The following is a 15,634-nucleotide window of genomic DNA, read 5'->3' as shown; positions in this document are numbered from 1 at the left end:
GGAACAGCGAATGTAACGGCCACCCACCTTTGGGACGGTGAAACTGAAGAATATAATATTCCTTACGTAAGGCGCTTATTGCCCGGGCAACGTGCTGTTATCGTGAACTTGGTTTACCGTACCCAAGGATTTTATGTTTCTCCCGGCAATCCAAAAGACATTAGAGATTGGAAAGACCTGATGGATGAAAATATAACTTTCGTAAACCGGGAAAAAGGATCCGGTACCAGGGTGCTCCTGGATGAACAATTGCGAAACTTAAATTTGGATTCCAGATTAATGAAAGGGTACGGGAATGAGGAAATGAGCCATATCGCGGTGGCAAGCGCTGTGGCCAGGGGAATTGCGGACGTCGGATTGGGAACAGAAAAGGCGGCGTTGCAGGTTCCGGGAGTAGAGTTTGTGCCTCTAAAGAAAGAGCGGTATGATCTCGTCTTTTACAAGGACGATTTGGAGAAATCAAATTTTCAGACATTGCTGCCGGTCATCCGATCTGCCGAGTTTCGGGATGAAGTAAAAGGTTTGGGCGGATATGATATTTCCAAAACCGGAGAAATTATAGGGGAAATATGATCAATCAATGAAAGCCGGATGGTGCTTATTCATCAAAACTGATTTTTGGAGGGATGCATATGTCTGAATGTTGCGAAGTGAGCAATACCAATCGTTCTGCGGAACATTGCCCGGAGTGCAAGTCGCGAGGCAAATCGGTAGGTCTCTTGACATTAAAGAGTCTGCTTGTTCCGCATGCTCTGGAACAGTTGGAAACCAGTCTGTCCTATTTCTTTTGCGGCACATCCGAATGTACGGTGGTTTATTTTAATGAACGAAACGTTTTTCGTCAAGATGACATCAAGGTGCCGGTATATCAAAAGAATGAATCAGAACATACACCGGTTTGTTATTGTTTCGGTTGGACACGCAGCCGATTGAAAGCAGGTCAAACACGAGACGCGATTGAACGGATACAAATGCACATTAAAGCCGGACGATGCGGCTGTGAAGTCCATAATCCTCAAGGCAGTTGTTGTCTGGCAAATGTGATTCAGTTTGTAAAGACTTTGAATAATGAATCTTGAAGATCATGGAGGTGGGGAATTTGATTCGTGTTGTCTTCCTATAATTAAATCATATAATACGATTGTCCCTTGCCAGAGGGTGATTACCTCTTTCGGGTCTAGACTCATACTGTTCACCTCTTTTCAATCGTCGCAGCAAAATTATTTTGCAAAAGGGACTTTATTCTTGACTGATCTGGTTGGCTATATCCAGTGGGAGACGAACGAAGAACAAATATAGACCATATATGTTTGGACTCGTAGCATCCAGTACAACGTATCCGTTGGCCCTAACATTTGCAATGATATGGCGGTGAGTGCGCTTCCTTAAAGATATTGTGTGGGCCTCAGAACCTATCACAAAATTTTTCGAAAAATAAATTGCATTATCTTTTTTTATTGGACCTTCCTGCATGTGCTGCATATACTACATCAATTATTCAATTCAAAATTTTTCAGAAAATTTTTTTAACATGAGGAGAGATCTGTTTTGCAAACTGCGAAGGCATCTGTTTTGAGTGTGCCATTCCCATCAAAATGGGCGATCCATGTTACTATAGGTGGCAAACCGATCGTATGGGGTCAACTCATCATAAATTCCATCATAGGATATGAAGTGGTTGGTACAATCAATTTTCGCGGTATTCCGATTCCAATTCAAGGATATTGGAATGAAGTCAACAAGCAAATTACATTTGATTCGACTTATGCCACATACTTAGGCAATTTAACCATATACGATGATCCACCCATTCGCATTCGCCATTTTGTGTTAAGTGGAAATCTCGTAATGAACCCCCCTTCCTTACAAGCGGGTGAGCGTGGAACTTGGATTGCCACAACTGATATAAATCTGAATGAATATTCGATCAGTGGTAAAGTTGCGCCTTACCAATATTCCAAACAATTACCTCCTGTTGGAGTTTTTTTAACATCAAATTTACTGCATCAGTTTGAATAGGATTTGAGAACCTATAGAGGTCGAAGGTTAAGTTGGTGATAAATGCGCAGATTTTCCATTTATTTTTTTCGTTTTCAAGAGGCATATTGCGAAGCGTCAAAACGATAGGAGTAGAATAAATTTACAATTGCATCGCAATCAAAAACTGCCGTAGCTTGATTGAAAATTGCACAAGCAAACTTGGAACTATTTTCCTTCAATAGACAAATATCAGTACGTTGTTTGGAAGAGGGAGTCCATATTTATCTATACAACAAAGGAATGTTGCACAAAAAGTGATGGTCACTGATGAGGAAATTGTTGAAATGGGTCCTTAGAACTATGATCTAAGAAGTTATCGTTGGAATTATGATGTTTTGTACAGTTCCAACATAGCGCGGGAGCTAATGGGGCAATTCGATCGGTATCTTATAGACTCCATTCTTTTTGCGCATGGAAGATTTACTGAAGCGTCCCTCTTCATAGCGTATAACCGAACAAGCAGCACGTATATTTTCCCCATTGTTGTAGTTCCCCCCGTACATTGCAAGAGCTTATAAAGGATGCTTTCATTAACAGAGATAGATTTAACAACAGACTAATAGGTATTATAAACATGTTCGCAAGTTTCCGCTGTCGGTTCATAAAAACAGTGAAGTTTATATCGTCCTACGTGAGGCTGATTGTACCAAGTTGAAGGACAGTCGCCCCTTGGTCGAAAATACCACAAACTAAATTTTGCAGGCCAATGCCTTTCTCCATTAATGCACCTGCGAGCGAGGCGTTTCTCTCGTTCTCTTGTTTTTTGGTAAAAGTATCCATGTAAAACAGCTTCAAAAGCATGCGGTTGAAATACCATATGTGAAATGGTACGCAATCCTTTAAAATCGGAGCAATTCGCTCTGATCCGGTTTATACCCACATTACCGACAAGCAGCATGCCGTATTCTCCTTCTCCTTCCGCTTCGGCCCGGAGCAATCTGGCCAATAGTGCAACATCGTTTTCCCTAACTTTCACAACAGCCATAATGTCACCTTCTTAAAGTGCTATACCCATATATTATTATGAATGGATCAAAAGGTTTACTGTTTCTGAATGTGATTTTTTCACATGAATTTTTCCCGAAAAATGAAATTAAAAAAAACCGCCCATAAAGGCGGTTTAAAGAAAGGGTGACATTAAATAATTATGTCAAAAACGGCTAAATGCTCACCTTCCTCCCAAGGTTTTACTTGTAATTTAAAATGGTTTCACAATAAGTTCCATTTGACTTCGGAATACATAAGCATTTCTGATAAATGGGGTCATTGACCAACTCCCCCCTCTTTATATTGTTTTATGAGTGGTTATTTGTATTTGTCAATCAAAAAGTTGACCACCTCGCTAACCTAAAAGTTGACCACCTTGGCGGTAAAGATAGGCACCCGAGGGTGCCGGTGGCGTGAGGCGGTTGCGCCAGTCTTGCACATTAAAAATCAACAGAGGTCAGCTTGCGATACAGTTCCAGATTTCCCTGTTCCAGTGCATCGCGTTCGGTCTGCAGGCGCTGAATTTCATCGCGCAGACGATCAATGGCCGCTTCCATCTCTGCGATTCCCGTCCGCAATTGCTCTGTTCTCGTTTCGCTCTTATTCATGAAAGACTCTCCTTTCCGCCGCGCCCTTCCAACGTTTGACGGAATCGATAGGAATCGCCGTCAAAGAGGAGGATGTGCGAGTGATGGGTTAGACGATCCAGTAAAGCTGTGGTCAGTGCAGGATCGCCAAATACATCCACCCATCGAGAGAATTCCAGGTTGGAGGTGATGATAAGGCTGCCCTGCTCATAGCGATGAGAGATGAATTGAAAGAGTAGCTTGCCGCCTTCGCCAAGCGGTACATAGCCGAGCTCGTCGAGGATCACAAGATCGTACTTGTTCCAGCTCTTCAGATACCGAGGCAGACGGTACTCGGACTGCGCCAGTTGGAGTTCTTGAACCAGCTGCATCACGGGCGTGAAGCGAACGCGGTAACCTTCGAGCATGACGCCCATTCCGATGGCGGTTGCAATGTGGCTCTTGCCCGTGCCAGGCCGACCGATGCATATGACGTTCTCACGCCTTGGGATGAACGTTCCCTGCACGAGCTGCTCCACCTTCAGTTTGGGCAGCTTCGGAATGTGGGCGAATTCAAACTCCTGCAGCGTCTTGGGCTTTGGGAACTTGGCTTGACGCAGAAGATGCAGCTGCTTCTGTTCTTGCTTCTTGCTCACTTCGTGTTCCAGGCAGGTGGCCAGAAATTGAAGATGGTCGGCATTCTGCTCGAGCGTATCCCGTAAGAGTTCCGGGTAATGCCGAAGGAGACTCGGCATACGGAGCTGACCGCACGCGATGTCGATACGCGCCTGGATGACAGCCGATGTCATTATCCCACCTCCTGCAAAAGTTGATCGTACTGCGCCGCATGAGCGGATGTCGTGACGATCTGATGCGCATCGTGCACGGGAGCGATTGTTGGTTCCAATCGTTGCTGAACGGTCGATGCCGTGATTTCCGCGAGATCCATCGATTCCAGCGCCGTCGTCAGTTCCGAGAGGGAATGCTCACGGAGGAGCAGCAGCACGAGCAGAAAATCCTTGTACCCGCGGCTGTGGGCCTGCGTCATGTAGGTTCGCAATTGGCCGAATATGGGCGGCAGTTGTCTGACGACCGCGGCGTTCGTGACCGCATGGGGCTTGCGCTCCAGCGCTGTCAGATAGTGACCGATCTCCATCCGCACCTCGCCACGCCGATAGCATCGCGCATGCGTTGCCACCACCGCGCTGCCGACGATCAAGTCGATCCGATCGACATAGGCCTTGGCCATGATCATCTGTCCCGTGTACTGACAGGGGACGGAGTATTGATTTCGATCGACCGTCGCCAATGCGTAGCTGTTCACCTTGACCGGCACAGGGCGCGCGGAAGAGAACGTCGTTGACGGAAGCTTCCGCAGAGCCGCCTGCTCGGTTTCCCAAGCTTCGGCGTGTTTGGTGCGTTCCCGATCGCACCAACGGAGCAAATGTTCATTAAGCTCGTCCCATGAAGCAAACGTGGGAACCGGCACGAGTGCCCGACTGCGAACATATTTCACGAGAGACTCGACGGTGCCCTTCTCGTTGCCGCGAGCCGGCTGACAGAAATGGCTGTCAAACAGATAGTGGGCGCGCAAGCTGGAGAACCAGGCATGCTCCTCCCGTTCAGGCCCGGCGAGCACCTTTACAACCTGTGTCGAAGCGTTGTCGTACAATCCCTCTTGGGGGACGCCGCCAAAGTAGGCAAACCCTCGCACGTGGCCTTCCAGGAAGGCTTCCAGACGCTCTGTGGGAAAGGCGATCACAAACGGGACGAGGCTGAACTTGAAGCGCATGCAAAACAGGCACACCTTCGTTCGCTCACCGTTCAGATCGACTTCCGCATGACCAAAGTCAATCTGCATCTGTTCGCCCGGATTCGCTTCCAGCTTGAGATAGCACTCCGCTTGTGTTGCTCGGAGCTTGCGCATGTAGTGGCGCACCGTCGATTCACCGCCGGTGAACTCGTGCTCTTCCGTAAGGCGCTCGTAGATTCTGGCAGCCGTATGTCGCTGTTTCGCTGGCGCTATTTGATCCTCTTCCAGCCACGCCTCGATCACTGCCCGGTATGGATCCATGACCGGGCAAGCGCGTTCTTGCTGTCGTGTGTAGGTCGGAATCTCTGCGTCCGCCAACAGCTTTCGTACCGTTTGTCTTGCGATTTTCAGTTGTGTGCTCAGCCGCCGTATGGACCACCCGTCGACGTAATGTTTCTTTCGCACATACTCTTTGTCTACCATACTGTACATGCCCTTTCCCCCTGGCTGCTGATCTAGATTCAGCATAACAGGGAATTTGATCGGGGTGGTCAACTTTTACATTAGCGCGCGCTATGTAAGTGGTACACTTTTAGATTAGCAAAAACAGTTATTTGCCATTACAGCAACAATCTATGGTCTCCAATCATAGTAAAGCACGGCAAACGCCTATTCCGTGGTAAATTAAACACCAGCCTAAATTAAGCTTAAGCATAATTGTTGCTGGTAAATTTTTTTGCATAAAAAACAGATGTAATCACAAAATAAGGAAAGATGCATAATGAAAAATGAGGAGGTTGAATCATGGTCATGATTCCTTACGAACCGTTTCGCCATTTGGAGCATTGGAAAAGAGATTTCGATCGCTTTTTTAATGAGTTTCCATCTTTCCTTCGAGCGGAGAACAATCTACCGCGCATGGATGTATATGAAACGGAAAAAGAAGTCGTAGCAACATGTGAAATACCTGGCCTGGAGAAGAAGGAAGACATTCATATCGATGTGAACGAGGATCGATTGGAAATTGGAGGCGTATTCCAGGGCACCACCAATGTGGAAAATGAACAAATGCACCGAAAAGAACGATTTAGCGGTCGTTTTCAACGACTGGTGACGCTGCCCGCTCATGTTAAAAACGAAGGCGTTACCGCCAGCTATAAAAACGGGATTCTCGAAATTCATATGCCCAAAGCGGAACCACACGCGAAAAAACGAATTGACATTCAGTTTCATTAAGTCACACGTTGATCAGCAGCCTGTTCCAGATGTTTTGGGGCAGGCTGTGGAATTGTCGAGGTATGTACCTGATTTGCTCATTGTTTAATAAAATGTCCAGATAAATCTTGGACAATCACCCATAAAAAAATAATAAAACTGGGTAAGCGCCGCTATCCTCTTCGGGTTTATCGTCATAGACTGTTGCTGTAAGTTAAATACCTACAATTACTGGGAGGGATCAAATGTACAGTTTTATTCAACATGCCATGCCAATGTATACTCATGATCAATCTGCTTATGTCAAGCAAATGTGTGATTGGCATATGAAAATGACTCAATATCACGATCAATTAAGGGCCTATCACGTGGAAAGAACGAAATATTTTCAAAAACTTTTCGAAGAAAGAGCAAAAACGACAGAAAACCCCACAGATGGCAGTGCGGCTTAAAGGCGAGCCCACGTGGAGCGAAGTAATGAATTGGAGATATACCGCAAAAGACTTTGGGACCGATATGTAACCCTCCGTTCACTATATGGAAACGGTATATCGATGTCATTCGATCAATTCTGGTATGATTTTCTGGCAAGACATATGGTGTCCGAAGCACCCGCCCAAAGTGTGTATGAAGATGTATGCGACCAATTGGAACAGCGTTGTATTTTGCATACGCGTAATTCTGACCACCGGTAGTAATCCGGTGGTTTTCTTCATTCAACGAGGCATTTTCCATCAAAAAATGGCCGATTGCGGTATAAAAGGATGGAAAATAGGCATATGTCCATGGGCACAAAAATTATACCCAACATATAGTGTGAAAAAAAGGAGTTGCTAAGTGATGGTGTTGTTGAAACCGATTGAAATTGAAGGTCGGAAAGTAATAGGTATTGAAGTCAGATTGCCGGAAACGACACTTCTTGCGATAACCGCCAACAAAGGATATATCATGTGCGGCGCTTTGGATGTTCAATTCTTAAATCAGAAATTGAAAGATCGCCATATTATTGCAGGACGTGCAATTGGAGTTCGTACACTTGAACAATTGCTCGAGGCGCCCTTGGAATCGGTCACTTTTGAGGCGGAGTCCCTCGGGATTCGCCCTGGCATGAAGGGGGTTGATGCACTTTTAAAGATGATTTCAATCGATGGAGCAAATTGACCAGTCAGGAGGAAACAATAGAAAAATAATTGGAGAAAGAAGGAGAAATTTTTGCTCAAAGGATTACAAGTAGCATTCCTTGGGGGAGATACACGGCATCTCGAAATGATCCTGAGGTTCGTTGAATGGGACGCGAACGTCGTTCTAATCGGGTTTGAACAAATTCATGATCGTTTCAATGGTGTTTCCATGGCGAAACTTGCCAAAGAAGTTCTTCGGAAAGCAGATGTGCTGATATTGCCGGTTGTTGGTACAGATGAAGATGGACGTGTCGAGTCTTCCTATTCGACCGACACGCTTGTACTGGATAATGTATGTATGGATTGGTTGCCCAAACACGCAAAAATTTATACAGGGGCAGCAAAGCCATATTTGAAGAATTTATGTCGAAACCACGGGATCGATCTCGTAGAACTTTTTAATCGAGATGATGTCGCTATTTACAATTCTATTCCCACGGCGGAAGGCGCAATCATGATGGCGATACAAAATACCGATATCACGATACATGGCTCTCGTTGCATGGTATTGGGTTTCGGCAGAACCGGTCTTACTTTGGCCGGCATGCTTCAAAGATTGGGAGCTCAGGTCAAAGTGGGGGTACAGAAACCGGATCAATTTGCCCGAGCGTCGGCAATGAATTTCCAGCCGTTCTTTACAAAAGATTTAAACGATGAAGTATTGGATACAGACATGATTTTCAATACAGTACCAGACATCATTCTTGCCGCTCACGTGATAACGCGTATTTCACATCGGGCCATCATCATTGATCTGGCTTCAAAGCCTGGCGGGACCGATTTTCGTTTTGCTGAAAAAAGGGGGATCAAAGCATTGTTGGCGCCAAGCCTGCCGGGACTTGTCGCGCCCAAAACCGCTGGCCATATTTTGGCGAATGCGCTATGCGAATTGATTCAAGATGAATTAAGGCCGGATCAAGTTATGGAATATGCTTGATTTCAAATAATCAGTGTTCCCCGTTGACTTGGCGGTCATCGCAATTTGCCGGGCAGGCAGTACGGTAGATAATAAAGCCATTTGTTTCGTTTTTTTAATTGATAACCCCGGATTTATATCTTCCCGGATAAATAACTTTTACCTTAACATTGAGATGAAGCAAGGAATTTTCATTGAGTATAAACTGGTTGTGTCCCGCAATGTGACTCCAAGCCGCGGGGTCTTTCCGATACAACGATTCTCCGAGATCATAGATGTCGATTTTTTTGCCGTAGGCGATTTTGAACGTTTTTTCGATTTGGGCTTCGATTTCTCTTTGCGCCATTTTTGTTATTTCTTGGTTGCTCAAATGCTGATGCAGTTCATTAATGCCCGCACGAATGTTGACAGTGACATCAAAATAGGCTTTTTCATTCCGGACTGTCGGTGTGATCTTTACTTTGGGCTTTTCCGCAACCAGAACCGCCGCGAGTTTGCCATCTTTAAATAAAGATAAGGGCAGCCGTACGGTTTGTTGATTCATCCAGGGCAAACCTTTCAGATCAGGCATTGTCATACGTCCATAGTATTTATTGTGGTCATACAACTGAATCCCTCTGTATTCAAGCAATTCGTGCGGTTTTTGATTTTCTTTCCACTGTTTTTTGTTGATGCCCAATTCAGGAATATAGCCAAGTTTCGCTTTTTCATTGGAAAATTGAACGAACTGATACAATCTGACCGGGGGTAGAATGGATCGCTGGCGATAATTTTGCTCCGGATTATGCAGAATCGATGCTTTTGGGGATAATTTGAAAAAGGGCGTTGCTGTTAAAATCTCATCCAGTGAATCTTGGGTGCTGAATAACCAAGGCAGATAACGAAACTCCCGGTAACGGTTGAAGAGTTCCAATACTTCATGGATTTTCTGTTTTTCCAGCAACCTTTCACTAAATACCATGGCTGAAACTTGCCCCCATGAAACGCGCTGTTGGGAGGTGCTATACAAGTCGTTTGCCGCATCGGTGAAAGAAATGCCGCTGCCTTTGCCGAGCCAAACCGGCACTTCCTCGGACTTTTGCTGTCCTTCCATTTTCGCTACGGTTGAAAAATCAAGCATTTGCACATAAAGCGTATATTTTCCCTTCTCATAATCGACGCCGACAGCGGTTGCATAATTGATGTTTTGCGCTTCGTATTTGCTCCAGCATCCCGTGAGGGGCAGGACAAGGAGCAAGATTGAAATCCATTTTGTTGCCTTCATGGTTGTTCTCCTTGATTGCGTGGATCTTGAGGATTCAGCATTTCCGGCCGCTTCTTTTTCCAATTCCAGGGTAAACGAAGAAGGGCATTCGCAAAATCTTTAAAAGGCGGCGAAATCGGTGCGAGATACGGTATGCCGCAAGATCGCAATGTGGATAAATGGGTAATTAAGATAAATAACCCAAGAAAAAAACCATAAATACCCAAGATGGCCGCAAGGAAGAACATAAAAAATCTTAGAATACTTATCGTCCCGGCCAATGCCTGACTGGATAAGGTTGCACCGAACACGTGCGTAATCGCGCCTATGACGACAATACTCGGCGATAGAAAACCCGCCCGAATCGCGGCGTCTCCTATGATCAACCCCCCGACGACGGTAATGGTGGAACCGACTGCCGAAGGCAATCGCGTTCCGGCTTCCCGCAATATTTCAAGGAAAAGAAGCGCAAGAAATATTTCTCCCGCAATATCGAGTGGTATGCCCAAACGATTGACACCGATTGTGGCAAGCAAAAAATAAGGGAGCTGCTCTTGGTGATAACCCAATATCGCCACCCAAAATGCCGGAAGGATCAGTGATATCACAAGCCCGAGCAAACGAAGCGCTTGGCCGAATGTTGCCGACAAAGCGGTAAAATGGATATCCTCCGGAGTCTTGACCAGCAAAAACAGGTTGGCGGGCACAATTAAAGCAGCCGGAGTTCCGTCTACGATAATGGCGACCCTTCCGTTCATGATGCAATTTACGGTAAAGTCCGGTCTTCCCGTATATGCCATCAAGGGGAACAATGCTCGTGTGGGGGACATCATTTCTTCCAGTTGAGTTGCGCTGAAAATGCCATCAATTTGGATGTTGTCCAGTTTTTGATGGATATCGGCGACAATTTGGGGATCGACGATGTCGTACAAGTAGAAAATGCCGATTGCGGTTTGCGTTCGGACGCCGACCGTCCTGGTTTCATAGGCCATGCTGGATGACTTCACCCGTTTGCGGATGAGCCCCGCGTTGGTTGCCAGCTCTTCCACGAAACCGTCCTTTGCGCCGCGAATGCTGACTTCGATGTTCGATTGCTCCGGTTTTCGTGCGGGCTTCTTGGAAATATCGAGCGAAAATATAGTATGAAATGCTGGAATGTACAGGAGCAGCTTCCCTTCAAAAATATGCTTCACAGCTTCCCGTCTCCATGTTTCAACAGGCAGTGTCTCGAGTTGCAATTGACTGGAGGACACAAAAGCTTCGGCTGATGCAAAGCCGTTAACCTTATAAAATTCGTTGAGACGGGGGACTGCGATTTCATGAATGAATTGTTGGCTGTCGCTTAATCCCTCGCAATACAACATCAGAACCGCGGATTGTTCATCCATTGCGTTCAACTTGAACCTGTGATGTTTCACATCGGAACATCTTCGAAAATTTTCGATCAGCGAATTTTCATTAAGAAGAGACGATTCTGTATCTGTATTTGATTGGGGTTTCGATTGAAGGTCATAAGCGCTTGACTTGTTCAGGAACCTCTTGAACAGGGAAAACATCAGGATACGTTCCTCCGTGGTTTTGACATCCATATTTTAAGGACGAAAATTATGGTCATGGTTACGATGAAATAGCAAAATATCGGGAAATAAAAATGTTCGAGAAAACGCAAAAAAGCCATATCGCTGATCGGAGCCGTCGTCGCCACAAGCATGAGCAGGGCTGCACAGATCATCAATACAAGCCTTCGTTTGACTCTCCATATTTCAGCAAGGAGATATAATGACAATGACACCCGAACGAACGTTCCGGAAAGCCACTGGTAGATCGAAAAAAAATCGACATGTTCGACATATTCTCCAAGTCGGACCATACGCCATTGTTCGTAAGCGGGATATCGTTGATTCGCGGCTTCATCCGGTCCGAATAAAGCGATCGCCCCCACCAAAGGTCCCAAAGTCAGTCCGGCCAACAGGATACTAACGAGCATGAGGCTTTTGAATCCCGGTTTTTTTGAAAGACGATGTTGGAACAGCGTGATCATCATAAGCTCCAGAAAGCCTCCTGCCGCATAGGGAATACCTTTGAGCACGGGTAAAGTTCCATACTCCAACATGGGAAACAATAATCTGTAGTTCTTGAATTGAAAATTGGCCGTCATCACAAGATCGCCGAGCAGGACAACAAACGGCAGCAGGATTCCGCTGACAATCGCAATTGAGTAAATCCCCGCATAAGCCGCAAATAAACAACCTGTCAATGTAGCTGCCGCAAGAACAAATACAGGGGTTTGGGGCATATAAGAGACAAGCGCCCAGGTGATTGTATCTTTTAATGAAAGGGCCCCCATTATCCAGAGAAAGGAACTGTAAATGACAATCAGGCAACTGGCCAAGAAGGAGCCAAAATGGCGCCGAAGCCAGTCCTTGAATGCTTCGCCACGCATGTCCCGAATGATGTAAGACAGACAACCAATCCATACAGGCGACACCAATAGAACGGCGATAACGGAAATCCAGGCATCTCGTCCGGATGCGCTCAGAAGCAAAGGTATCATGATTACATGGTCCAAGATACCAATCGCCAAAAGCAGGATTATATAGGCTTGAAGCAAAGAAATTTTGGATGAATTCTCGATATCGATCCCCACCACGCGTTTTCCTTTAGTTTTTTAAAACCATTATTCCCTATGCTCCTGTGAGCAAACGATTTGGCAATAAAAGAAGAAATGAGAAGAATCGATCCAAGCCAACCTTTCCCGAAGCGGAACAGAAAAATATGGAGTTTCCAGCCGGATACATTAATGGAATTTAAACAAATGGTCAAGCAAAACAGAGGTTAACAAGCCAGTGCCTAAAGACAAATGGAACCATCGATACTGCTTCTCTTTTTGAGTCATGACTTTGTCTCCTATTTTGCAAGCATCAATAATACGATACAATACAATATCCATTAAACATTTAAATAATTCCCACATTTATGAAAATTATACTTAAAGCGATACGGTCATGAAAAAAAGCCTGTGGAAACAGGCGAAGTTCAGAAATCACACTAGTACCATAGCGAAAGTTATGACTGAACAAGGAGCGAAATGGTTTTACAATGGGTTCAAGGGGACGGAATGTTTCCGTCGCATTGAATTCCCAAAAAGGACAAGAAAATGAAAATTAATGACAGCATCGGAATCTCTTAACATCATCTCCATCCAAGATTTACAATCGATTCGCATTATGTTGGTCAATGGCACAGCATTCGAACGAACCTGGGATCAGTTGGTCCGCCAGCATCATTTTCTGGGATACACTAAAATGTAAGGTCCCCGCATTAAGTACTTGGCCATGCATCAGGATCAGCCGCTCTCCTCCATCAGTTACAACCGGGCCGCACTGAAAGTCGGTGTGCGAGATCGCTTTATCGGATGGGATGAGGCCTTGAAACAACAACATTTGGATCGGTTGGCGTGCAATAATCGTTTTCTTATCCTGCCCTGGGTGCATGTACCGAATCTGGCTTCGTATGTGTTGTCCCGGACTTTGCGGCTTCTTCGGGAAGATTGATTCCGTCTGTACGGTGCCCGTCTGTTCCTGGTCGAAACCTTTGTCGATCGATCCCGTTACGAGGGAACGTGTTACAAAGCCGCAGGATGGCAACCATTGGGCCAAACCCAAGGGTTTGCCAAGGCCGGGCATGCATACAAGTATCACGGACACCGAAAAACGGTTTTCGTTAAGGTACTAGACCCGCGTTTCCGAAAAGAGTTGGGCGTGATGCCCGATCCCCGTCCCCTATTCGTCCGCAAAGCGGAAAACAGGGAGGGGACCCGAATGTTGCTTTCCATACCGGACTATGATCCGCATATCTTGGAACAATGCGGGATTGATGAGAATGAGAGTTCAATTGTGTCTGACATGCTGGAGCAGTATCTGGAATGCTATCGCCCCAGTTATAAGCGATCCGAACAAAAACAGCTCGCGGATACCTTTATCAAAGGGCTGCTCAGCGATCTGGAACGGAAATCCATTGAGTCGGTAGCCCTTCGCTATACGGGTGCTGAAGGTGTGCGTCCGCTGCAAATGTTTTTCAAAAATTCAACTTTTGACGATGAAAAGATGCTGAATATCTATCAGCAGCAATTGGCTGCGCTCATCGGCGAAGAAGACGGGATGCTCAACGTGGACGGCTCCGACTTTCCGAAGAAAGGCTCCCATTCCGTGGGGGTCGCTCGTCAGCATTACGGCATACTGGGTAAAACGGAAAACTGCCAAGCTGGCGTGTTTGTAGGTTACTCCAGCACCAAAGGATATGGGCTGGTCGATCGGCGGCTTTATATGCCGGAGTCCTGGTACTCTGAATCTTATGACGAATTGCGAAAGCAGTGTGCCGTCCCCGATGACCTGACGTTTCGGACGAAAAATCAGTTGGCTTCGGAGATGTTGCAAGCTGTAGCCGCTTCCGGCACTTTTCCATCCCGGTGGGTCGGTTGCGACTCGGCCTTCGGTTGTGATCGGGCTTTTCTGGAATCCTTACCGGAGGGCTGCTACTATTTCACCGATGTACGTGCCAATGAATTGGTGTTTCCCGGTATCCAGAGATGACCATTCCTCCTTCAAAGACCAAAGGTCGAAAATACAAGTATCCGCGGCCCTCGTTTCCGCCGGTCAAAGTGGCCGATTACGCGAACGATGAACAGTTGCCGTGGCAACGCATCATTTTGGCTGAAGGAGCCAAGGGACCGATTGTGGCTGATGTCAAGTGCGTGCGTGTAGTGGTGTGCACCAGTTCCACTCCGTATGTAAACTATCTGGCGCCCAAAGAAGCCGTGTGGCTGTACATCCGTCGTTATGCCAATGACAGGATTCCCTTTGCAATGCGCCGGATAATACGCCAATGGAAGTCCTGAACCGGGTGGCGACCATGCGTTGGCCCATCGAACAATGCTTTGAGGAATGCAAGAGTCACTTGGGTATGGGACATGTGGAAGCTCGCTCGTATAAGGCGTGGCATCGGCATATGCTTTTTGTCATGATGGGGCATTTATTTACTCAAATGCTGCGTATTCACTTTTAAAAAAACGATTGTACTGACTATGCCAATGGCGGAACAACTGATCGCCGCTTCCCTTTCTCAGGATCATTTGATCTATCTCCGGATTCTGAATGAAATCCGATATCGACTCAAACGCAATCGTATCGCTTATTTGTCTCACCGAAAGAAAACAATGAAGTTGATCGAGCTCAATACGTGAATTTCATAACTTTCGCTGTAGTACTAGCAAATCTGTCTTTTTAAGATTTCTATCCAGAAGTAACTTCCACAGCTTAATATAGCTTACCTTCATGAGGGTATCTCCACACGCATAATAAACACAGCATACTTTATTTTTCATTTTGCTAAATGTTTTTTCATTAGATTACAATGTTAATTCAGCGATATCAGAACATATTTCCAGTATTTATTGCAATTTCGGAAATTATTAAAACGCAGGGTCCGATTTTGCCTCGAAAATGAATTGAAGAGTAGAGGGGACAACATTTGCTCCCCTCAGCGGTTCTTTGACAACCGAATACAATCTTATCCGTTACGTTCCCCGCATGGCCTGGAAGGATAGCCAAATTGCAGGCGCGCCACGACCATTTTGCCGGTTCTTGTTTTTGCATGTCTTGTTAGCGGAACCGTCAGAAAGCGAGCGATTTTGCCCATGCAATCAATGAATGGTGGTGCCATTTAAGGCGAAGA

17 protein-coding genes are annotated in these 15,634 nt (G+C 45.9%); 10 read left to right on the top strand and 7 right to left on the bottom strand.

The features are described from left to right. From VF724_RS17670 to VF724_RS17660, 3 genes are all read left to right on the top strand, one after another. Positions 1–573 (top strand): substrate-binding domain-containing protein (locus VF724_RS17670; protein ID WP_371755561.1); only part of this gene is annotated, 573 nt, incomplete at its 5' end. Between the two features lie 59 nt (positions 574–632). Further along, entirely contained in the window at positions 633–1,079 is a 447-nt protein-coding gene (locus tag VF724_RS17665) for a putative iron-sulfur cluster-binding metallochaperone (RefSeq protein ID WP_371755560.1), read from the top strand. Between the two features lie 469 nt (positions 1,080–1,548). Continuing rightward, entirely contained in the window at positions 1,549–2,019 is a 471-nt protein-coding gene (locus VF724_RS17660) for a hypothetical protein (protein ID WP_371755559.1), read from the top strand. A 577-nt stretch (positions 2,020–2,596) separates the two neighbouring features. On the opposite strand, the gene VF724_RS17655 is transcribed toward VF724_RS17660, so the two are convergent. The 4 genes from VF724_RS17655 to istA all read right to left on the bottom strand — a co-directional run bounded on the left by VF724_RS17655 (position 2,597) and on the right by istA (position 5,829). Continuing rightward, on the bottom strand, positions 2,597–3,025 hold the full coding sequence (locus VF724_RS17655; RefSeq protein ID WP_371755558.1) for a cell wall hydrolase: 429 nt from the start codon (positions 3,023–3,025) through the stop codon (positions 2,597–2,599). Between the two features lie 442 nt (positions 3,026–3,467). Next, positions 3,468–3,635, bottom strand: coding sequence for a hypothetical protein (locus VF724_RS17650; protein WP_371755557.1), 168 nt, complete (start codon positions 3,633–3,635; stop codon positions 3,468–3,470). Beyond that, on the bottom strand, positions 3,632–4,402 hold the full coding sequence (gene istB, locus VF724_RS17645) for an IS21-like element helper ATPase IstB (RefSeq protein WP_371755556.1): 771 nt from the start codon (positions 4,400–4,402) through the stop codon (positions 3,632–3,634). The genes VF724_RS17650 and istB overlap by 4 nt, the downstream gene beginning before the upstream one ends. After that, entirely contained in the window at positions 4,402–5,829 is a 1,428-nt protein-coding gene (gene istA, locus VF724_RS17640; RefSeq protein WP_371755564.1) for an IS21 family transposase, read from the bottom strand. Before istA ends, istB begins: the two co-directional genes overlap by 1 nt. Positions 5,830–6,150: 321 nt before the next feature. On the opposite strand from istA, the gene VF724_RS17635 reads away from it, so the two are divergent. From VF724_RS17635 to dpsA, 4 genes are all read left to right on the top strand, one after another. Then, positions 6,151–6,582, top strand: coding sequence for an Hsp20/alpha crystallin family protein (locus VF724_RS17635; protein ID WP_371755555.1), 432 nt, complete (start codon positions 6,151–6,153; stop codon positions 6,580–6,582). Positions 6,583–6,806: 224 nt separating this feature from the next. Continuing rightward, positions 6,807–7,013 (top strand): hypothetical protein, encoded by a 207-nt coding sequence (locus tag VF724_RS17630; RefSeq protein ID WP_371755554.1) that lies wholly within the window; start codon positions 6,807–6,809, stop codon positions 7,011–7,013. A gap of 388 nt (positions 7,014–7,401) precedes the next feature. Beyond that, on the top strand, positions 7,402–7,722 hold the full coding sequence (locus tag VF724_RS17625) for a YunC family protein (RefSeq protein WP_371755563.1): 321 nt from the start codon (positions 7,402–7,404) through the stop codon (positions 7,720–7,722). 51 nt (positions 7,723–7,773) lie between these two features. Next, positions 7,774–8,679: a dipicolinate synthase subunit DpsA gene (gene dpsA / locus VF724_RS17620; RefSeq protein WP_371755553.1), complete on the top strand. Its 906-nt coding sequence runs from the start codon at positions 7,774–7,776 to the stop codon at positions 8,677–8,679. Positions 8,680–8,773: 94 nt separating this feature from the next. Here dpsA and VF724_RS17615 read toward each other — a convergent pair whose 3' ends face one another. From VF724_RS17615 to VF724_RS17605, 3 genes are read right to left on the bottom strand one after another with little or no spacing between them, the layout of a single operon-like run. After that, positions 8,774–9,922 carry a Ger(x)C family spore germination protein gene (locus VF724_RS17615; RefSeq protein ID WP_371755552.1) on the bottom strand — a complete coding sequence of 383 codons (1,149 nt, stop codon included), beginning with the start codon at positions 9,920–9,922 and terminating at the stop codon, positions 8,774–8,776. Beyond that, positions 9,919–11,457: a spore germination protein gene (locus VF724_RS17610; RefSeq protein ID WP_371755551.1), complete on the bottom strand. Its 1,539-nt coding sequence runs from the start codon at positions 11,455–11,457 to the stop codon at positions 9,919–9,921. The genes VF724_RS17615 and VF724_RS17610 overlap by 4 nt, the downstream gene beginning before the upstream one ends. After that, positions 11,457–12,548 carry a GerAB/ArcD/ProY family transporter gene (locus VF724_RS17605; RefSeq protein WP_371755550.1) on the bottom strand — a complete coding sequence of 364 codons (1,092 nt, stop codon included), beginning with the start codon at positions 12,546–12,548 and terminating at the stop codon, positions 11,457–11,459. Before VF724_RS17605 ends, VF724_RS17610 begins: the two co-directional genes overlap by 1 nt. A 673-nt stretch (positions 12,549–13,221) precedes the next feature. Here VF724_RS17605 and VF724_RS17600 point away from each other — a divergent pair. The 3 genes from VF724_RS17600 to VF724_RS17590 all read left to right on the top strand — a co-directional run bounded on the left by VF724_RS17600 (position 13,222) and on the right by VF724_RS17590 (position 14,798). Next, complete coding sequence (locus tag VF724_RS17600; RefSeq protein WP_371755562.1) at positions 13,222–13,455, top strand: Druantia anti-phage system protein DruA; 234 nt, start codon at positions 13,222–13,224, stop codon at positions 13,453–13,455. Positions 13,456–13,551: 96 nt separating this feature from the next. Continuing rightward, complete coding sequence (locus tag VF724_RS17595) at positions 13,552–14,493, top strand: IS701 family transposase (RefSeq protein WP_371755549.1); 942 nt, start codon at positions 13,552–13,554, stop codon at positions 14,491–14,493. Next, positions 14,490–14,798: a hypothetical protein gene (locus VF724_RS17590; RefSeq protein ID WP_371755548.1), complete on the top strand. Its 309-nt coding sequence runs from the start codon at positions 14,490–14,492 to the stop codon at positions 14,796–14,798. The genes VF724_RS17595 and VF724_RS17590 overlap by 4 nt, the downstream gene beginning before the upstream one ends. Positions 14,799–15,634 lie beyond the last annotated feature (836 nt).

The sequence above is a fragment of the Ferviditalea candida genome (assembly GCF_035282765.1).
GTDB classification, from domain to species: Bacteria; Bacillota; Bacilli; order Paenibacillales; family KCTC-25726; genus Ferviditalea; species Ferviditalea candida.
The sequence above is the reverse complement of the archived record's forward strand: the minus strand, read 5'-3'. Positions and strand labels throughout refer to the sequence as shown.